Genomic DNA, 18,330 nt, shown 5'->3' with positions numbered 1-18,330 from the left:
CGCCGGAAGGAGACCACCATGTCCGTTCAACGTTTCACCCCTGAGGGCTTGTTGCAGCCCGCGCCTTACCATCACGTCGCTGTCGGTACCGGCAGTAGACATGTTCACGTTAGTGGGCAGACTTCCAGCCTCGCGGACGGGACACCCGTCGCGCCAGGAGATCTCTCCGGGCAGGTCGCGCAGGCGCTGCGGAACACCGCCCGCGGTCTCGCCGGGGCCGGCGCGACATTCGACGACGTGGTGCGACTGACCGTCTACGTCACCCAGTGGAAGCCGGAGAAGATGGGCGCCTTCATGGCGGGCGTCGAAAGCGTCGCGGACGAGATCGGGCTGCCGCAGCCTCTCCCTCCGTCGTCACTCATCGGCGTCGACTGCCTCTTCGACCCCGGCGTCCTCGTCGAAATCGAAGCCACCGCCCTCGTCGACTGACAGTGAGGATGCGACGTGGTGACGCTGCGGGTGGGTCTGACCCTCCGGCCGACTGACGTCTCGACTGTCCTGTTCGGGATGTGTCGGCTCGCCGGGCGTCACCACGCACGCGGCCGGAGTCATGGTCGTCGAGGTGGACCGCCCCGGACCGCAAGACGCGGCGGATGAAGGGCTCAACGCGACGCTTCACGCCCTGCAGATCCACTGATCCACCGCAGGAGTGCCGGGGCCGCGGAGGCGCCTCGGTGCACGGCAGGCCCCGCGACGTATCGGCGACATCCCACGCGGCCCGGGGCATGTCCACGTACCCCCGCGGCATCACCGGGGTGCTGTTCGAAACGCTCGGCACGTTTCCGGCGGCGCCCCGGTACTCCTGCTGTGGACGGCGATTTCCACCGCCGAAGGAGCGACGGAGCCGAACGGTTCGAGGACGACGGGGAGCTCAGTGATCGGGGTTGGCGGATTGCGTGGACTCGCCGGGCGCGACAAGTCCTGCCCCGTAGGCGAGGACGACGTCGGGCTGGAGGCGGCGGACGGCTTCGACGGTCTTGGCTCCGTCCCCGGCCTGGCCGACCACCTCGATACCGCGTGCGGTCAGGGTCAGGCGGAAGCCGGTGCGGACCATGTCCTGGTCGTCGCCGCCAGCTCTGGTGGCGAACCGCTCTGGCCGGCCGCCGAGGAAGCCGGCGAACCGGTGGCGGAACCGGCTCAAGGACTGCTGCGGGCGGCGTACTGGCGCGGTGCGAGACGGCCTGTCGGGGATTGCGCACTGAGACGTGGTGACCGCCCGTATTCATGGGACGCCTGGCGCGTTGTCGGGCCGACTTGTGCAGCGGCCGCTTCACGGCTCCCTGCGTGGGCGATGCAACTGACGCCCGCTTGACGCTCTGAGTGTGCGCCAGCCTGGCCGCGAGTCGAAAGAATGGGGTCTGACCTGGCATTTTCCGAGAAGGGCTCAGGCTGACATGTTCCCGATGACCCACCACGTGGAGTGCGTGGCGATTCTGGAGCCTACTGCAAAGGGGCTCTGAGCTGCGGCTTTCCGGCGCCGAGGACCTCGGCGCCACGGGCGTACGCATCGGTGCCGTACCAGCCGACCCGCCGGACGACGGCACGTTCTCCTCGACGGCCGACGCGGCGGCGGCCTGGACCGGGTCCACGGTCGCGGTCGTGCACCTCCACGCCACCACGTGGCAGGCCGAAGTCAGCCGGTCGCCGCGCCCCCGGCCTTGGCGATGAGCATGTCCAGAAGCGAGAGCAGCGCACCGCGCGCGTCGTCACGGAGGCGGGCATCGAGCAAGTGGATGGGTGTGTTCGGGTCACGCAGATGCAGCGCCGCCCTGATCTCCTCGACGGTGTAGGGCTGTTCGCCGTGGAAACAGTTCGCGGCGACCAGGAACGGAACCCCTCGGTTCTCGAAGAAGTCGACGGCCGGGAAACTGCGGTCGAGGCGTCGTGTGTCGACAAGGACAATCGCCCCGAGTGCCCCGTTCAGCAGGTCGTCCCACATGAACCAGAAGCGCTCCTGGCCAGGTGTGCCGAACAGGTAGAGCACGACCTGTGCGTCGGTGAGGGTGATGCGGCCGAAGTCCATCGCGACGGTGGTGACCGCCTTGGACTCGATGCCGTCGAGGTCGTCGACGCCGACGCCCGCGCTCGTCAGCCGCTCCTCGGTGCGCAACGGCTCGATCTCGGAGACCGTCTCGATCAGGGTCGTCTTGCCGACGCCGAATCCCCCAGCGATGAGGATTTTGACGGGGTCCGCTTCATGGGCAGGGGCGTCATATCCAGGCAAGGTTGTCCCTAATTTTCATGAGCAGGTGCACATTGGTGGTCTCGGCCCCTTCCAGGGGTGGCCGGTGCTCGATCAGCCCCCGGTCCGCGAGTTCGCCGAGAAGAAGCGTCATGGGAGTGAGGCGCATGTGCATGCGCGCCGCGATCTCGGCGACCGCCAGGCCGCCCGGAGGCGAGCACATCGCGAGGATGGCCTGCCACTCGCTGGGCAGGCCGCTGTGGCCGTCCGCGACGGCCACCGCCGTGATCGTGGTGTCCATGGTGAGGGCGGTGTGTGCAGCCGCCGTACGTCCATCGGTCAGCGCGTACAGCCGCGTCCGGCGGTGGCCTCCCTCTCCCGGCCTGGGCTCGTCCGCCATTACGACGGCTGCGCCTGGCCGCGATCAGGTGTGCTCAGCCACTCACCGAGTGCCTGGGCGGTGCGCACGGCTTCACCGCCCAGCTCCCCCAGCCGCGCCTTGCGGGAGGTCACCACGATGAGCGTGCTGCCCTCCCCGCACCCGACGATGCAGAGATAGCAGTCGTCCATCTCGACCAGCTGGCGGATCACCCGGCCGCCGTCGACCTCCCTGGATATCGCCTTCATCGTGGAAGCGATGCCGGAGGACGCGGCGGCTATGCGCTCCGCCTGGTCCCGTTCCAGCTCGTACGAGCTGAGCTTGATCCCGTCGTTGGACAGGAGCACGGCTCCCTTGATGCCGGCGATCCTGCTCAGGTTGTTGTCCAGGACGCTGTAGATCATGTCGTTCGTTGTCGTCATGGCTGATCCTGTCGGAGTTCTTCTTCCACTGTCTGAGTCCCGTGTTCGTAGTCCGCCCAGGCGTCGGCCACTTCTTCGGGTGTCGCCGCGTCCTGGTGGACGCCGGTCTCCGGTGCGTGCGGCGCGCGGAGCTGCTCGGCGATGTGAGCCTGTGGGATCCGCTCGGGGAGGGCCGGCTTCGCGTCACCGTTCCGTGCCGGGGAAGGAACCGGCGGCTTGCTCTTCACCGGCCGCTCGGGCAGGCGCTCCGGCGTCCTGCGGGCGGCCGACCCGGTCTTCGCGTGCAGGACCAGTTCGGGCTTGCGTTCGTCGAACGGGCCCGGTGCCGGGGCGGGCATCGCCGCGCGCGGCGCTTCCTTTCCCGCCCGGACCGGTTCGGTCGGCACGAGGAGTTCCTTGGGGAGGATCACCACGGCCGACGTCCCCCCGTACACCGAGCGGCGCAGCGTCACTGTGGCCCCGAGCTGTTCGGCGATGTGGCCGACCACGAACAGTCCGAGCCGGTGCGCGTTCTCCGCCAGGACGGAATACGGCGGGGCCGAGTGCAGACGCCCGTTCATCTCCTCGTAGGTGGCGGCGGTCACCCGAGGCCCGCGGTCCTCGATGTCGACCGACAGCCCGTCCGTCACCAGTTCGGCACGGATGACCACCTTCGACTGCGGCGGGGAGAACCGGGTGGCGTTGTCCAGGAGTTCTGCCAGGAGGTGGCTGATCTCGCTGATCACCCGCGGTGCCACGCTGATCTCGTCCAGGGCCTGGCGCTCGATCCGCCGGAAGTCCTCGACTTCCGCCGCGGCTTCGCGCAGCAGGTCGGCGACGCGCATGGGCTCGGTGTGCGGATCGGGGATCTCCCCACCTGCCAGGATGAGCAGGTTCTCGATCTGCCGCCGCATACCCACCGTCAACTGGTCGGATCGCATCAACCGGGCGAGAAGCTCCTCGTCGTGCCCGAAGGCGTCCTGCAGTTCGTCGGTGAGGGCCAACTGGCGGCTGACCAGGTTTCCGGTGCGCGAGGCGATGCCCGCGGCGAACATACCGAAACCCTGACGCTCGGCCGCGAGCCGTGCATGCCCGTCGACGGATACGGAGACGACCCGGGCGAACGCGTCGCTGATACGTCCGACCTCGTCCCGGTCTCCGCTCACCGCGGGCAGCGCGTCGACGTCGACGCGCTGCCCGCGCTGGAGCCGGGCAACGACATCCGGCAGCGTGTCCTCGGCAACGGCCACCGTACGTTCGTGCAGACCGCGCAGGCGGCGGAGCACGGAGCGCGTGGTGAGCACGATGACGGCCGCGACGGCGATGACGGCTGCGCCGTTTCCGACGATCAGCCAGATGACCTCGTTCTCCAACTGCGTGGCCTTGGCGTCGGCGTGCACGAGCAGGGCTCGCCCCTGTTCCGCGTTGAGCGCGGCAAGGCGCGGCGCGAACTCGTCGTACGCGGCCTGCCAGGCGTCAGCTTCCTCGGGCAGCTCGATGCCGGAGGCGGTGCTCTGGTGGTCGGAGATGACCACGTCCTCGAGACGGACCTTCGTCTTCCAGCCGTCCGACGCGAAGACCTGGTCGTAGGCCGCTTTGTCCTCGGCCGTCAGATACGGCGCGACCCACTCGTCGTACTGGTACCGCTGGGATCCGACGGAGTTGACGAATTCGGCGAACCCGGAAGGGCTCAGACGCCTGGACGGCCCGGCCATCGCGAGGATGGTGGTCTCGCGTGCCACCATCTCGGTCACCGTGAACACCGTGACGACCAGGCCGCTCTCCTGGATGAGCTCGGCGTCTTCCGCATGGCTGAACTCGTTCTGGTACACCCGGATGATGCGGTCGACGAGGTCGGAGTAGTAGCCGATCGTCCGGTCCGCGTCCCCGCTGCGGGCGTCCGCGCGCTCGCGGAACGCGGCCAGATCCGCGAGGCTGTGCTTCAGCTCCGCGACGTAATGATCGTCCTCGCGCCCGGTCGCCGCCAGAGCTCCGTCCGCCGCCCGGCGGAACTCGTCCGCGGCCCGGTCCGTGGCCGCGCGCTGTTCGCGCAGCTCCTTCTCGGACACGGAGTCGCTCGCCCACCGTGTGGCGGTCATCGTCCGCTCAGCCTGCAGTTCGACCATCAGCCTGGTCAGGGGTGCATCGGTCCGCTCAGCGACTGCCACATCAGCGCGTAGTTGCTTTGACTGGTGCACCAGCGGCTGTGCGGTCATGGCCACTTGGGCACTCATCGCCAGAATGGGGACGATGGCCAGCCAGATGAGCAGCGTACGCAGGCGCAGAGTGCGCCGCCGACGAGTCGCCGGCTGCCCTCGTGTGCCTTCGGGTTCTATGGGAGACATCAATCCTCGGAGAGCGGGAAACCAGGGGGACGGCCCGACCGCCGAGACCGGACGCAGTCCTGGGTTCAGGACCGGGGGAAGTCCGGTTCGGCTTTGACGCGACGTGATGTACCGATCATAACCAGCCACACCGGGGAAACGGAGAGATGGCTTCCGCTGGTCACATGTGGTAGGGGCGACGAAGCATTGCACGCAGAGGACGTCTGACCGCCCACGAGGGACAGCCGACAGCCGGCTTGTGCATAGGGCGCAAGCCGGTGATCGGTCATCACGTCGTCCGGCCCCATCGGTGACGACGGAGCGCATGCCGGAGGAGTCTCATAGCCGCTCCCGGGTCGTCCGGTCGCGGACGCCCAGGACGTCACCCGCACGGACTCGGTGCGCGGCACGTCCCGGGTGCTCCGATCCGCTTCAGCCGCCGATGGGCGTGACCCCTGAGGGAGCCGGGACCAGTCGGTACCCGCCGTCCTCGCGCAGCACGTGTCCGGCGGTCGGCGGCGGGAAGTGGCTCCCCAGCAGGAGAGTCGACGTACCGGCCAGTGAGCCGAGCACCTGGTTCCGGGTCCTGGCCGCGAGTTCGGGAGCGACGTCCACACAGCTGCAGAGCTCCGGATGCGCCATCTGGACCGGGTGGTGGATGCTGTCGCCGGTGACCAACGCGGTCTCGCCACGGCTGCTCAGTTCCACCGCCACCTGCCCCGGTGTGTGGCCGGGGGTGGGCAGCAGACGGATGCCCGGCGCGACCTCCGTGCCCTCGTCCGCGACATCGACGAGGTCGAACAGACCTGCTTCCCGGACGGGATGGACCGAGTCCCGGAACATCTGCCGGCGCGCCTCCTCCATGTCGACACCCGCCCAGTAGTCCCACTCGGTGCGTGAGGTGAGATAGCGCGCGTTCGGGAAGGTGGGCACCCAGGCGTCGCCCTCGGCACGCGTGTTCCACCCCACGTGGTCGGTGTGGAGGTGGGTCAGGACCACGAGGTCGACGCTCTCCGGCGCGAAGCCCGCCGCCCGTAGCCGTGCTTCGTAGTCGCTGTTCAGGTCGTGCCAGGCGGGGTTGGCGCGCCGCTTCCCGTTTCCGATGCCGGTGTCCACCAGCACCCGCATGCCGTCCACCTCGACGGCGAAGCTGTGACTCGCCAGGCGCAGGACGCCTTGTTCGTCGGCGAATTCGGGGCTCAGCCAGGGAGTCCGGTTCACGAGGTCGGTGGTCGCCCCGGGCAGCAGCCACGGACCGGTCCGGGCGGGCAGGACCACTTCGTCGATGCGTCGCACGATGTGGTTGCCCACCGTCCAGGAGGAGGCGGGGGGAGTAGCGGACTTGGTCGTTTGCGATGAGGTGAACACGGCGACTTTCCTTACCTGTCGTGGGTCGCGAGGACGGAGACGTCTGGAGCGGGTGTGTCGGGTGAGGCGGATGTGCAGTTGCTCGTCGCCGGGCGGGAGTGGGTGTCCGGGGACGGTGTCCGGCGCCGACTGCGCAGCGGCGCGGTCAGCGTCGCGACTGCGACGGTCGCCAGTACGGCCACGCAGCCGGCATGGGCCAGTGCTGCCGCACGCAGCCCGAAGCCGGCGGTGAGGGCGCCGGCGCCGATGGCGGGCAGACTCATCGCCAGGTAGCTGAGTACGTGATAGGAGGCGAGCGTGCCGCCCTTCTCCCGGGCCGGGACCGAGTCGACGACCGCGCGCAGCGCACCCTGGGAGACGGCTCCGAAGCCGAACCCGGCCAGCGCCGCCCCGGCGAAGAGGAGTACGGGGCCGGCGAGGTGGAGGGCACCCAGGGTCAGGGCGGCCGCCGGAACCACCGCGCAGCTCCCGAGAAGAGCGGAGACGTCGGGACGCATCCTGCGCGTGAAGTACACCGTCGGGGCGGCGACGGCCGTGAGCGTGAAGAAGACCGTGCCGCCGGCGTATTCGGGTCCGCCGGGGGAGACGAGCCGTGTGAGGCCCGGTCCCAGGGACGCGTAGAAGCCGCCGAGTGCCCAGACGGCGACGACGCCGGCGCCGTGGAGCAGGAGAGCGTGGGCGGCCGCCGACGGCAGCGCCAGGTGGGGCCGCGTCGAGCGCAGTGCTCCGGGACGGCGGCGGACGGTCTCGGACGTCGAGACGAGGGCGATGGCCTGCGCGGCGAACACGGCGATCAGGGCCGCGTACACCGTGATCGTCGGAACGGGGGCGAAGCGCACCACGAGGGTGGCTGCCAGGACGCCGGCCGCCATGCCCGTCACCGGCGCGATGCTGTTGGCCAGAGCGGGGCGACCGGGCCGGGCGGGATCCTCCAGGTCGAGGAGAGCCGCACCTGCCGCGCTGGTCGCCGCGCCGGTCGCGATGCCCTGCAGCACGCGGGCGCCGATCAGGGTGGTCAGGCCGTCGGCCGTCGCGAACAGTGCCATGGAGGCGACCTGGACCGCGAGCGCGCCCAGGAGCACGGGGCGGCGTCCGACATGGTCGGAAAGCGTTCCGGTCGTCAGCAGTGCGATCAGGAGCGCCAGGGCGTAGGCGCTGAAGACCACAGTGATGTCGAGGGACGACAGCTGCCACTGAGCCTGGTAGCGGGGGTACAGCGGGGTCGGCGCGCTGGACGCGGCGAGCAGCGCGATCAGGATCGAGGCGTGCAAGGCGAACGGCAGGCGTCCGGATGGGGAGGTGCGGGGAGGCGCGAGGCCCGCGGGGGCGCTCTGCATGAGGGTCCTTCCCGTGCTAAAAGCGATTGGTTTGCTTTAAGTCACCGTAGGTCCTACGATCGACTAAAGCAAATAATTCGCTTTTACGGTGGTCGGAGGTCCTGTACCAGCCCCGGCCCGTCGCGCCGCACAGATCCGGAAGGAAGCCATGACCAGCGAACTCACCCCCCAAGAGGCAGCCCGAGGGGCGCTGCGGGCGGGGCTCCCCCTCGGGGACGGCCGACACGAAGGAGTGGCCATGACGGCCAACCACATCCACTCCGTGATCAGCACGTTGCGCGAGCTCGACTTCGGCGAGATCCCTCCCGCGTCCTCCTACCGAGCCGTACAGGGGAACGCCGATGCAACCGTTTGAGCTGTCGCTGACCGAAGCCTCCCGTGCGGTGCGCGCACGGGAGCTGTCCCCCGTCGAACTCACCGAATCGGTGCTCGCCCGTATCGCCGCCGTCGAAGGACGACTGGGCGCCTACGTCACCGTCGCCGCCGACGCGGCCCTGGCCGCAGCGGTCCGCGCCGAACGGGAGATCTCCGGCAGCGGACCGCGCGGGCCGCTGCACGGGATCCCCATGGCGCTCAAGGATCTGATCGACGCGGAGGGGATGCCCACCACGGCGAGCTCGCGCGTCCGGGCGGGGCACGTGGCGGAACGCGACAGCCGGGTGGCCGAACGGCTCGGCGCCGCCGGGGCCGTCCTCCTGGGCAAGACGCACACGCACGAGTTCGCCTACGGCCTGACCACTCCGCAGACGAACAACGCCTGGGACCACAGCCGGGTCGCGGGCGGGTCGAGCGGCGGCTCGGCGGTGGCTGTCGCCGCCGGCGGGGCGACGTTCGCCATGGGCACGGACACGGGCGGTTCCATCCGGGTCCCCGCGGCCCTGAACGGCGTGGTGGGCCTCAAGCCGACCTACGGCCTGGTCCCACGCACAGGCGTGACCTCGCTGTCCTGGTCCCTGGACCACGTGGGTCCTCTCGCCCGCACCGTCCAGGACGTCGCGCTGGTGCTGTCGGCGACCGCCGACCACGATCCGCGCGACCCGGCGAGCGTGCCCGGCCCGATGCCGGACCGCTTCCCGGGAGGCGACCTGCGGGGACTGAAGGTCGGCGTACCGCGGAACCACTACTTCGACCGGGTCACGCCCGAGGTCGAGGAGTCCGTGCGCGGCGCGATCGAGCGGCTGGCGGAGCTGGGGGCGGAGCTCGTCGACGTCGAGATCCCGATGGCGCGTCACATCCGGGCCGTCCAGTGGGGGCTGATGGTTCCCGAGGCCACCGCCTACCACGAGCGGTCGCTGCGGGCCACCCCCGACCTGTACGCGGCGGACGTTCGCGTCCTGCTGGAGGCCGGCGCACTCACCTCTGCGGGCGACTACCTCCGCGCCCAGCGGGCCCGCACCATGATGCGAGACGCCTGGGCTCTCATGTTCGACGAAATAGACGTCCTCGCCGCGCCGACGGTGCCGATGACCGCCGCCGAGGCGGGGCAGGAAGCCGTCGAGTGGGCCGATGGCACGACCGAGGCCGTGTCGGACAGCTACGTCCGCCTCTGTGCCCCAGCCAACATCACCGGCGTCCCGGCCCTCACCCTGCCGGTCGGTCACGACCGCGCCGGACTGCCGATCGGTATGCAGCTGATGGCGCGCCCCTTCCACGACGCGACGGTGCTCCGTGTGGGCCGGGTCTACGAGGAGTCGGTGGCCGGCGCGGGGCGGCTCGCTCCCCTCGCTGCCTGAGGGAAGGCGGACGTTCCGGCCGGCACGCGGTCGCGTCGCCGCTGGGGCGTCCGCCGGGCTCGGGCACCCGGATGTGCAGCCCCGCGGGTCGCCGACGCCGGCCACCGCCTAGAAGCAACAAAATCGCATTAAGGTGGACCGCATGAGTCCCAGGCCCATGGTTCGCCCCGGCGGGCGCAGCGCACGCGTACAGGAGTCCGTCCACGCGGCGGTACGTGAACTCGTGGGGGAGGTGGGCCGCGACGCGCTCACGGTCCCGATGGTGGCCGCTCGGGCGGGCGTGACCCCCTCCACCATCTACCGTCGTTGGGGCGACCTGCAGGAACTCCTGTCCGACGTGGCCGTCGAACGACTGCGCCCGGAAACGGGTCCGGCCGATCTCGGAAGCCTGCGGGCCGATCTCGACGCGTGGGCGGAACAGTTCCTCGACGAGATGGCCTCGCCGCCGGGGCGCGCCTACATCCGGGACGTCCTGCTCGGCGACCCCGACGGAACCAATGCCGGTCAGTGTTCGGCGTATGCCGCAGAGCAGATCGACGCCGTGTTGGCCCGTGCGGTGCAGCGGGGGGAGCCGGTGCCCGAGACGGAACTGCTGATCGACCGTGTCGTGGCGCCAATCATGTACCGCATCCTCTTCCGCCCCGGCCGACTGGACGCCGCATACGCGCGCGAACTCGTGACGAACGCCGTGTACGCCCAGCAGATCGAGGCCGGCGCTCGCCCCACCCGGGCCGCCGCCCCCGGGCGCTCGAAGAAGAAACCCGACAGCTGACCACTTCGCTCATCGGGCGGTCCGGCCACCGGGCCGTGGAGGCCAAGCGGCCGGCTGTACCGGCAGGGGTCCTGAAATCCCCGGCAATGACCGACCAGAACGTAGCCCTTGGGCGTGACGCCCGTTTGACGCTCCGTGCGCGCGAAGGGTCCTTCTGCGGAGCAGAAAACGGCCCCTGAGCTGGTGTCATATGAAATCCATCCTGCCGGGGCATCTTTCCGATGACGCACCACGTGGAGTGCGTGGCGATTCTGGAGCCTGCGGCAAAGGGCTCCTGACCTGCGTTTTTCTGTTCCTGTCAAGCTCGGGGGCCGGGCCGGCCTGTTTTCGTGGGTGCGTCACGCGGACTGTGTCGAGTTGCCGGAAGAAGCTGTTGACCTGCTGCTTCCTGGGCTTGCGTGGGGGGCACGGATGCATCGCCCCGACCCCGCACCGGGGGAGCGGAATCGCCGCGACGCTCCCTCTGGCGGGTCGTCAGGCGAGTGGATGGCGCCGGTCTGCCGGCGGGCCGCATTCCGTAGGGTCTCGGCGGGCAGCTCACTTGGTGGGCCACATCGTCGGGGTTCACGGGACGGGGCGCGATGGAGGGGCAGTCCTCCGACGAAGGCGCCCAGCCGGCGTGCGGTGTCCGGATCGCAGTGCTTCTCGAAGTGGGCGCGGCTGCGGTGTGCCCATTCGTGGGCGGGTTCCCGGTAGACGGTTTGGCGGGCGGCAAGGGCGTACAGCTCCTGGGCGAGGACGAGGCTTGACGCCGGCGCCGGTGGTTGAGGGGTGCCCCGGGGAACTTCCCGCCGACCACCCGCAGGCGGGCCGGCTCGAAGTCCTCGTCCGCAACCGGCTCAAGCGCCCTCAGCACCGGCCCGGCACCCTCGACGGCTTCATGGCCGCACCGGCCCGACCCCCGACGATCCAGCGTCACCCTGACAAGCCGAAGTCAGTGCGGAGCCTGCGGTAAAGGGGATCTGACCTCCGATTTCTCCGGATCGCTGAGGTTCACCGGTGGTTGCTCGACCTGTTTTCCGAGATGCACGACGCGGGGTGCACCGCTTGTCGGCAGGAAGGCCCTGACCTGCGGCTTTCAACCGGTGCCGCGATGGTGAGGAGCGATGCGCCCGATCCCCCGCGAGAACAGCGCGGGGAGTGCCGGCGCTCACCTGACGCTCTTTCCGGAGGGCGGGGTCAGGGGAGGCCGGCGCAGGCAGCGTCGGGTGCTGGTCGAGGTCCGAGGAACATGCCCGGTGGATCGTGCGCCGAGCTTCCTCCCCGCTGGTTTGTGCCTGGACCGGGAGGCGGCGAGACGGTGCCGGTGCCGGTGGCGTGCCGGGGCCGTGGGTCCGATGTCGGCTGTTGGGCGGCGGGGATCGGAGTCCTGCTGGTGACCACGCCGGATCCCCGACCGGGACGGGAACGTGCGGCTTGACCAACGCGACAACCGTACGGGCGGACGCCCGCGGTGGCGCGCGGCGCTGCGGCGGATCCTGTTCGACCCGCTGTCGGCAGCGTCCAGTGGAGGCACAGGACCGGCAGGACCCGCACCCTCGGCGAGGGACGTCACGAGGTGACGTTCGCCAGCGGCAGCACCGTCGTCACCAGCCTGCTGGTCGGCGCGGACGGCGCCCGGTCGCGGAACGCCGATCGTCTCGAGCGGCCGGGGGAGAGGCGCAGCGGTGATGTGAACGACAAGGCCGGTTCCGGTGGCAGCCGGCGCTTTGGACGCACGGGCCGGGGACCGTACCGCACCGGCCTTGGTGTTCGTCTGCCGCTGGGGTGGCTCCGCCGACACATGGAACGACGTGATCGGTGATCTGCCGCCCGGGCGGGCGACGGTCCGCTTCGACCGATGCGACTGGGGCGCCTCGCGGGTTCTGCCCGGCCCTTGGTCACCTCGTCCAGCCCGCCGACGGCCTCGGCAGCCGTCGTGAGGCTCGTTCGACGCTCCGGCCGGTCCGAAGATCGGTGCGCAGGTCTGAGAACGTGATCCGACCTGCCGTTCGGCGCGCCCCACGCTTCCTGGAATGTTGCGCTCCGGCTGGGTCAATACCTGTGCCCGCGGGGTGAGATTTCAATGGAATACGCAGACAGATTCTCTGCCGCAATAAGTGAACTCGGATTCTTCCCCGCACGCAGGCCGCTGCGGCGTGCTACTGTCGATCCCAGTTGCAGTTGTGGTTCCCGAAAACTTCAAGTGTCTCCGGCTCGGCTCCTGTGCCACTGGAAGCGCTTTTGTATATCCGGTCTTTTTCCGGGCGGGGTGATCATCGCGGCGACGCGGGGTCCGCACAGTGTGGGCCCCGAGGCACTGCCCCGAAGGAGAAATGACATGGCTGCTGGTACTGTGAAGTGGTTCAACGCGGAAAAGGGTTTCGGCTTCATCGAGCAGGACGGTGGCGGCGCCGACGTGTTCGCCCACTACTCGAACATCGCCTCCCAGGGCTTCCGTGAGCTGCTCGAGGGCCAGAAGGTGACCTTCGACATCGCGCAGGGTCAGAAGGGCCTGACGGCCGAGAACATCGTTCCCTCCTGACGCTGACGCGCATTTCGTAGCTGGGACCCGCATCCTTTGGGGTGCGGGTCCCAGCTGCTTGCGTTTCCCGTAGCTGTTTCTCCTGTGGACGACAACCAGGAAAACCGTATGCTCACCGCATGCGAAGCATCCTTCAAGGGTGCGCGCAACCCGTCATGACCTCATCGCGGTGGACGCCCGAACATTGCGTCCACTTTGCGTCACTCATTTCAGCGCCTGTGCGCGTACGGATTTCCGTCGGCCAGATGCGCTGTCGCGTTCCACCGGCCCGTTCTTGCAATTCTCCGTGCTGCTCATCGCTGCGGGAATTCCTTGATATGTGCCGCATCGAGGAAGGTTCCGCATGAACCGCACACGTACGAACGACCGTTTCGCCCTTGCCCGTAAGGGCGGTGCCGACTCCGGAAGGGGTGGCAGCCGATTCGGTTCGTCGGCCCCGAACCGGTCGGGCAGCTCGAGCCGTTCCGGCGGTTACGGACGCCGGCCTGCCGCGATTCAGGGAGAGTTCGCCCTCCCCGAGACGGTCACTCCCGCGCTTCCCGCCGTGGAGGGCTTCGCCGATCTCGACATGCCCAAGGAGCTGTTGGCCGCGCTGGGGTCGCAAGGCTTGACCGTGCCGTTCCCGATCCAGGCCGCGACCCTGCCGAACTCCCTCGCCGGGCGGGACGTCCTGGGCCGTGGCCGCACCGGCTCCGGCAAGACCCTCGCCTTCGGTCTGGCGCTGCTGGCCCGTACGGCCGGGCAGCGCGCCGAGGCCCGGCAGCCGCTGGGACTGGTCCTCGTACCGACGCGTGAGCTGGCGCAGCAGGTCACCGATGCGCTCACCCCCTACGCCCGCTCAGTGAAGCTGCGGCTGGCCACCGTGGTGGGCGGGATGCCGATCGGCAGGCAGGCGAGCGCGCTGCGCGGTGGCGTCGAGATCGCCGTCGCCACACCGGGACGTCTCAAGGACCTCGTCGACCGCGGCGACTGCCGGCTGGACCAGGTGTGCGTCACCGTCCTCGACGAGGCCGACCAGATGGCCGACATGGGCTTCATGCCGCAGGTCACCGCCCTGCTCGACCAGGTCCGCCCCGAGGGTCAGCGCATGCTGTTCTCCGCCACCCTCGACCGCAACGTCGACCTGCTCGTGCGCCGCTACCTCAGCGACCCCGTCGTGCACTCCGTCGACCCCTCGGCCGGCGCGGTCACGACGATGGAGCACCACGTGCTGCACGTCCACGGCGCCGACAAGCACACGGCCACCACCGAGATCGCCGCGCGTGACGGCCGCGTGATCATGTTCCTCGACACCAAGCACGCCGTCGACCGCCTCACCGAGCACCTCCTGAACAGCGGGGTACGGGCCGCCGCCCTGCACGGCGGGAAGTCGCAGCCGCAGCGCACCCGCACGCTGACGCAGTTCAAGACCGGGCACGTCAACGTGCTGGTGGCGACCAACGTCGCGGCGCGCGGCATCCACGTCGACAGCCTCGACCTCGTCGTCAACGTCGATCCGCCCACCGACCACAAGGACTACCTCCACCGCGGTGGCCGCACGGCCCGCGCCGGCGAGTCCGGCAGCGTCGTCACCCTGGTCACCCCGAGCCAGCGCCGCGCCGTGACCCGCCTCATGGCAGCGGCCGGCATCGTCCCGCAGACCACCCAGGTCCGCGTCGGCGGGGAAGCCCTGCACCGCATCACCGGAGCCCAGGCCCCCTCCGGCGTCCCGGTCGTCATCACCGCACCGGTGGCCGAACGCCCCAAGAAGCGCGGCGCGACCTCACGCGGCCGACGCCGTCCCGCTTCGGCGGCCCACCGTGCGTCCGTACGGCAGTCGACCGTCGGTACGGCGGCGTAGAACCTTCGTGATCAGAAAGCCGGCCCATCCCCGCAGGAGGCACCCTTTGACGCTGGTCCAGACGCAGTTCCGCCCGGAGAGTGCCCACCGCGTGCACGGCACGGTGGCCGACACCATGGAAGCGGCCGGACCGCAGGTCTGGGAGGACATGACCGTGGAGGTGGCACTGTCCGTGATGGCCGCCGCCCGTACGGCTCACCTGATCGTCTGCGACGACGACGGTCTGTGCACCGGTCTGGTCACCCGGGCCCGGCTCACGGCCGTTCGTGACAGCTCCCGGTACACGGACCGGATCTGTCTGCGTGACATCGCCGACGTCATCGCTCCCTTCGCCTCGCCGCTGACCACGAGGGCCGAAGCCGAGCGTGCGATGCGGCGCCGCCGGCTCGGGGCCCTGCCCGTGGTCGACGGACAGGGCAACGCTCTGGGCGTCCTCGCCCTCTCCCGCTGAACCGCTTCACGGCGGTCGGCCCCGTCCCTCCTTCTCCCCGTGAGGCATCATGCGCTGTGTCATCGCCCGCTTCCCGTTCGACCTGACCAAGAGCGGCGTACTGGAATCGATGAAGGACATCAGGCCCGAACCGGTCACCGGCGAGTCCGTGATCATCGGACGACGCCACTACCCCGCCAAGCAGGTCGGCGAGGTCGTCACCCGCCAGGACCGCCGTGATTTCAGCGTCGGCGAGGTCCTGCGGGCCATGTCCCGGCTCGGCTTCACCTGTCGCGCCCTTCCCGAGACCGCACCTGCGCGCGTGGACAGCCCGTTGCAGCGGGCTTCCGCGATGCTCGGCACCCCCTTGTCCGGCTGACCAACGGGACGAGCAGGGACCGAACAGAGCAGTGAGGGCCCTACCGGTACATACCGGTAGGGCCCTCACTGCGTGACGTGCCGCTCCCGGCGCGGCGGTGGGTCAGTGGTCGGAGTAGCTGAAGTCCCCCACGGTCCAGGCGCTGACGTCCTCGATCGCGATGCGGTACATCCCGCCCGTCTCCGGGATCCCCACCGTGCCCTGCAGGATCCGCGCGACGTGGAAGTGCAGATGCGTGGGCGGCCCCTCCTTCTTCGCGGGGGTGTCGAAGACGGCGGAGAACTCGCCCAGGTGTGCGGAGTCCATCAGCACCTCCGACACCCTCTGCCTCCACACGGCTTCGGGAGCCAGCCGACCGGTGATGACAGCACCACCGGTGACCACGGTCAGGGACATCTGATTGCTCTGCCCGGACTCCACGAGGGCGGCGATGTCAACGATCAGCTCGTCAGGTTTCGGCATGAGATCGAATTCTATGCCTTGGTCCGTCCGGGCGTCCCGGCCGGTGGCATCACCGGCCGGGACGGGGCGCACACGGCTCGCCCGGTGCCGCACCACGGGGCCGGTGGGTTCGTATGCGCGGCACCTGTGAGCCGGGGGTCGTGGACGGCCACCTCGATGGTCAACGGGTGGGTCGTCCGTTCCCGCGCGCAGGTGCCCCGTCGTGGCGCGGAGCGTCGGTGGCGAGCCCGGACGCGATCAGGACCGCGGTGTCCGAGGCTCGCCCGGGGCATTGGTCGGCTGCCGTTCGGCTGCCGCAGGTCTTCGACGAGGACGTGTGCGGCTTCGCGTGTGTCGGCAACGGCCGCGGTGGAACGGACAGCCGTGGCGTTGGCGGACACCGTGCTCATCAGGATCATTCCGGCCCCGGCCTTTGTCCCGCCCGCCCCTGCGCTCCACCCGCCGACCCAGGAGCCACCGTGTTCGCCGGAGGGGCTGAGGATCGCGGTCGGCGGCGCGCCGCGCCGGTCGGCGGCGTCACGGAAAGCTCGGCGGGTGGCTCTGGGTCCCGTCCGTGCGGCGGGTTGCGCTGCGGACGGCCCTCAGCCGCACAGATCGCCTCATCGGGAGTCTTCCCCGTCCGACGGCAGTAAATCTGTAGTTGTGGGGATAGACATTCGGATGCTCCACGGCTACGATTTCTCTCGTAGCCGAGATCTAACAAGGCCCGGCAGGCGCGAACTGCCGGGCAGCAGTCCCTGTGTGGCGGTGCGGTGGTGGAGTTCCGAAGCCAGGTTGTCGTACGACGGTGACGGGACTGACGACCGGACCGGGTGGCCCGAAGTGATGAGGGGCCGCCGTGAGCAGGACCGCAGTTGATGCGGTCGCGGTACCAGCAGTGCTGTATCGAGTGGTGCCCCGGTGAAGGCGTTGGACTGCGGACGCGCGCGCCGGGGGTCCGGTGGTGGGGTTCCGAGCCAGAGCAGACGCAGGACGGGCGACGGGGCCGACTGCCGGAGGGTGGCGCTGTGCAAGGTCACCAGCAGTTCGCGGTATCAGCAGTACGCAATCCCTGTTTGCAAGTGATTGGTTTCGAGGGAAGAACGGAGGAGTCGAGCACCATCGGGATCACCCGGGCGGAAGACACGAGCTCGGGTACCGCAGGACATCGATAGGCAGGTGGTCTCCGGTCACGCATCCGCGATCCCCGCACCCCCGTCGGAGTATCAGGCGGCTGGGCGGGAACAGTAGGCCGGCGCAGCACTAGGGCCGGCAGATGGTGTTGCAGTTCCTTCGGGGCCTTGGTGTCGTACGGCACCAAGGCCCCTCCATGTGTTGCACAGAGAGGCGAGATGACAGCAGACGAGTCGCTGAGCCGTCTCGACGACGACGATTTCCCCGCCTACACCATGGGCCGGGCTGCCGAGTTGCTCGGCACCACTCCCGGCTTCCTCCGCGCCATCGGCGAAGCGCGACTGATCACACCACTGCGTTCCGCAGGCGGACACCGCCGCTACTCCCGCTACCAACTGCGCATCGCAGCCCGGGCGCGTGAGCTCGTCGACCGGGGCATGCCGATCGAGGCCGCATGCCGGATCGTCATTCTCGAAGACCAGCTCGAAGAAGCCCAGCGCATCAACGCCGAGTACCGCCGCGCCGCTGGGACGTCCAGTCCGTCGGCCGCGGCCTGAGGTGGTGGGTCCGCCGGTATCGGCGGGCCGTCACAACCGCGCACGGCCGGGCTGTGCCGCTGGGTTCGTCTTCGTGTCCGGTCGGTTCCACTGGCATGTCGCTCGCCTTCGGCCCGGTCGCGGCGCCCCCACAGCGGATGAGGCGGCCGGCAGGCTCCAAGCCCGGGCGCCGCCTCTTCTCAAGGGCATCCCCCATACGGCCGTTGATCGGGCCGCGAGTGCGGCGACGGCTCCGTTCCGCAGGAATGCATGTCGTGCTGCTGTGGTCAGTAGGCGGTGAGGGAGATGGCGATGTAGTGCGCGGTGAAGGCCGCCACGGTCAGGGCGTGGAACACCTCGTGAAAGCCGAACCAGCGGGGCGAGGGGTCGGGGCGCTGGACGGCGTAGACCACCGCGCCCGCGCTGTAGAGGAGGCCGCCGGTCACTACAAGGGTGACTGCGGCCGCACCGCCGGTGTGGAGGAAGTCGGGCAGGTGACGCACCGGCGCAGCAGGTGTGGGCGCCCCGGACCGCCGGGAAGAAAGAGAAC

The 18,330-nt window shown here is 69.7% G+C and carries 16 protein-coding genes and 3 pseudogenes; 10 read left to right on the top strand and 9 right to left on the bottom strand.

Going from position 1 to position 18,330, the window contains the following annotated elements; translation table 11 throughout:
- The first annotated feature begins 18 nt into the window (after positions 1-18).
- Positions 19-429: a RidA family protein gene (locus AB0A94_RS04025; RefSeq protein ID WP_361738479.1), complete on the top strand. Its 411-nt coding sequence runs from the start codon at positions 19-21 to the stop codon at positions 427-429.
- Positions 430-934: 505 nt separating this feature from the next.
- Here the strand turns inward: AB0A94_RS04025 and AB0A94_RS04020 are convergent.
- The 7 genes and pseudogenes from AB0A94_RS04020 to AB0A94_RS03990 form a co-directional block, all read right to left on the bottom strand.
- Positions 935-1,054, bottom strand: a pseudogene (locus AB0A94_RS04020) (DNA-binding response regulator); the annotation flags it as partial.
- Positions 1,055-1,633: 579 nt separating this feature from the next.
- Positions 1,634-2,224, bottom strand: coding sequence for an ATP/GTP-binding protein (locus tag AB0A94_RS04015; RefSeq protein WP_361738436.1), 591 nt, complete (start codon positions 2,222-2,224; stop codon positions 1,634-1,636).
- Positions 2,211-2,582 carry a DUF742 domain-containing protein gene (locus tag AB0A94_RS04010; RefSeq protein WP_361738433.1) on the bottom strand — a complete coding sequence of 124 codons (372 nt, stop codon included), beginning with the start codon at positions 2,580-2,582 and terminating at the stop codon, positions 2,211-2,213. The genes AB0A94_RS04015 and AB0A94_RS04010 overlap by 14 nt, the downstream gene beginning before the upstream one ends.
- Positions 2,582-2,983: a roadblock/LC7 domain-containing protein gene (locus AB0A94_RS04005; RefSeq protein ID WP_145866754.1), complete on the bottom strand. Its 402-nt coding sequence runs from the start codon at positions 2,981-2,983 to the stop codon at positions 2,582-2,584. The genes AB0A94_RS04010 and AB0A94_RS04005 overlap by 1 nt, the downstream gene beginning before the upstream one ends.
- Positions 2,980-5,307: a sensor histidine kinase gene (locus AB0A94_RS04000; RefSeq protein ID WP_361738476.1), complete on the bottom strand. Its 2,328-nt coding sequence runs from the start codon at positions 5,305-5,307 to the stop codon at positions 2,980-2,982. The genes AB0A94_RS04005 and AB0A94_RS04000 overlap by 4 nt, the downstream gene beginning before the upstream one ends.
- A 411-nt stretch (positions 5,308-5,718) precedes the next feature.
- Positions 5,719-6,654 carry an MBL fold metallo-hydrolase gene (locus AB0A94_RS03995; RefSeq protein ID WP_361738430.1) on the bottom strand — a complete coding sequence of 312 codons (936 nt, stop codon included), beginning with the start codon at positions 6,652-6,654 and terminating at the stop codon, positions 5,719-5,721.
- A gap of 11 nt (positions 6,655-6,665) precedes the next feature.
- On the bottom strand, positions 6,666-7,991 hold the full coding sequence (locus AB0A94_RS03990; protein ID WP_361738427.1) for an MFS transporter: 1,326 nt from the start codon (positions 7,989-7,991) through the stop codon (positions 6,666-6,668).
- Positions 7,992-8,139: 148 nt separating this feature from the next.
- On the opposite strand from AB0A94_RS03990, the gene AB0A94_RS03985 reads away from it, so the two are divergent.
- From AB0A94_RS03985 to AB0A94_RS03950, 8 genes and pseudogenes are all read left to right on the top strand, one after another.
- A complete protein-coding gene (locus AB0A94_RS03985; RefSeq protein ID WP_361738425.1) occupies positions 8,140-8,346 on the top strand; it encodes a hypothetical protein in 207 nt (68 codons plus the stop codon).
- Positions 8,333-9,724 (top strand): amidase, encoded by a 1,392-nt coding sequence (locus tag AB0A94_RS03980; RefSeq protein WP_361738422.1) that lies wholly within the window; start codon positions 8,333-8,335, stop codon positions 9,722-9,724. Before AB0A94_RS03985 ends, AB0A94_RS03980 begins: the two co-directional genes overlap by 14 nt.
- Before the next feature lie 142 nt (positions 9,725-9,866).
- Positions 9,867-10,496, top strand: a complete 630-nt coding sequence (locus AB0A94_RS03975) for a TetR/AcrR family transcriptional regulator (RefSeq protein WP_361738419.1) — start codon at positions 9,867-9,869, stop codon at positions 10,494-10,496.
- A 1,385-nt stretch (positions 10,497-11,881) separates the two neighbouring features.
- Positions 11,882-12,123 (top strand): annotated as a pseudogene (locus AB0A94_RS03970) (FAD-dependent monooxygenase); the annotation flags it as partial.
- 693 nt (positions 12,124-12,816) lie between these two features.
- The gene (locus AB0A94_RS03965; protein WP_361738416.1) at positions 12,817-13,020 is read left to right on the top strand and encodes a cold-shock protein; all 204 of its coding nucleotides are present in this window, start codon (positions 12,817-12,819) and stop codon (positions 13,018-13,020) included.
- A gap of 343 nt (positions 13,021-13,363) precedes the next feature.
- Complete coding sequence (locus AB0A94_RS03960) at positions 13,364-14,860, top strand: DEAD/DEAH box helicase (RefSeq protein ID WP_361738413.1); 1,497 nt, start codon at positions 13,364-13,366, stop codon at positions 14,858-14,860.
- A 46-nt stretch (positions 14,861-14,906) separates the two neighbouring features.
- Entirely contained in the window at positions 14,907-15,311 is a 405-nt protein-coding gene (locus AB0A94_RS03955; protein WP_361738411.1) for a CBS domain-containing protein, read from the top strand.
- 49 nt (positions 15,312-15,360) lie between these two features.
- Positions 15,361-15,669, top strand: a complete 309-nt coding sequence (locus AB0A94_RS03950; RefSeq protein ID WP_361738408.1) for an SCO5918 family protein — start codon at positions 15,361-15,363, stop codon at positions 15,667-15,669.
- A 102-nt stretch (positions 15,670-15,771) separates the two neighbouring features.
- Here AB0A94_RS03950 and AB0A94_RS03945 read toward each other — a convergent pair whose 3' ends face one another.
- Positions 15,772-16,131: a hypothetical protein gene (locus AB0A94_RS03945; protein WP_361738405.1), complete on the bottom strand. Its 360-nt coding sequence runs from the start codon at positions 16,129-16,131 to the stop codon at positions 15,772-15,774.
- Between the two features lie 1,331 nt (positions 16,132-17,462).
- On the opposite strand from AB0A94_RS03945, the gene AB0A94_RS03940 reads away from it, so the two are divergent.
- A complete protein-coding gene (locus AB0A94_RS03940; RefSeq protein WP_361738402.1) occupies positions 17,463-17,801 on the top strand; it encodes a MerR family transcriptional regulator in 339 nt (112 codons plus the stop codon).
- A 266-nt stretch (positions 17,802-18,067) separates the two neighbouring features.
- On the opposite strand, the pseudogene AB0A94_RS03935 reads toward AB0A94_RS03940, so the two are convergent.
- A pseudogene (locus AB0A94_RS03935) lies at positions 18,068-18,289 on the bottom strand (hemolysin III family protein); the annotation flags it as partial.
- Positions 18,290-18,330 lie beyond the last annotated feature (41 nt).

The organism is Streptomyces sp. NPDC044984 (assembly GCF_040646935.1).
In the GTDB taxonomy this organism is placed as follows: Bacteria; Actinomycetota; Actinomycetes; order Streptomycetales; family Streptomycetaceae; genus Streptomyces.
This window is presented reverse-complemented; position numbering and strand designations above follow the sequence as displayed.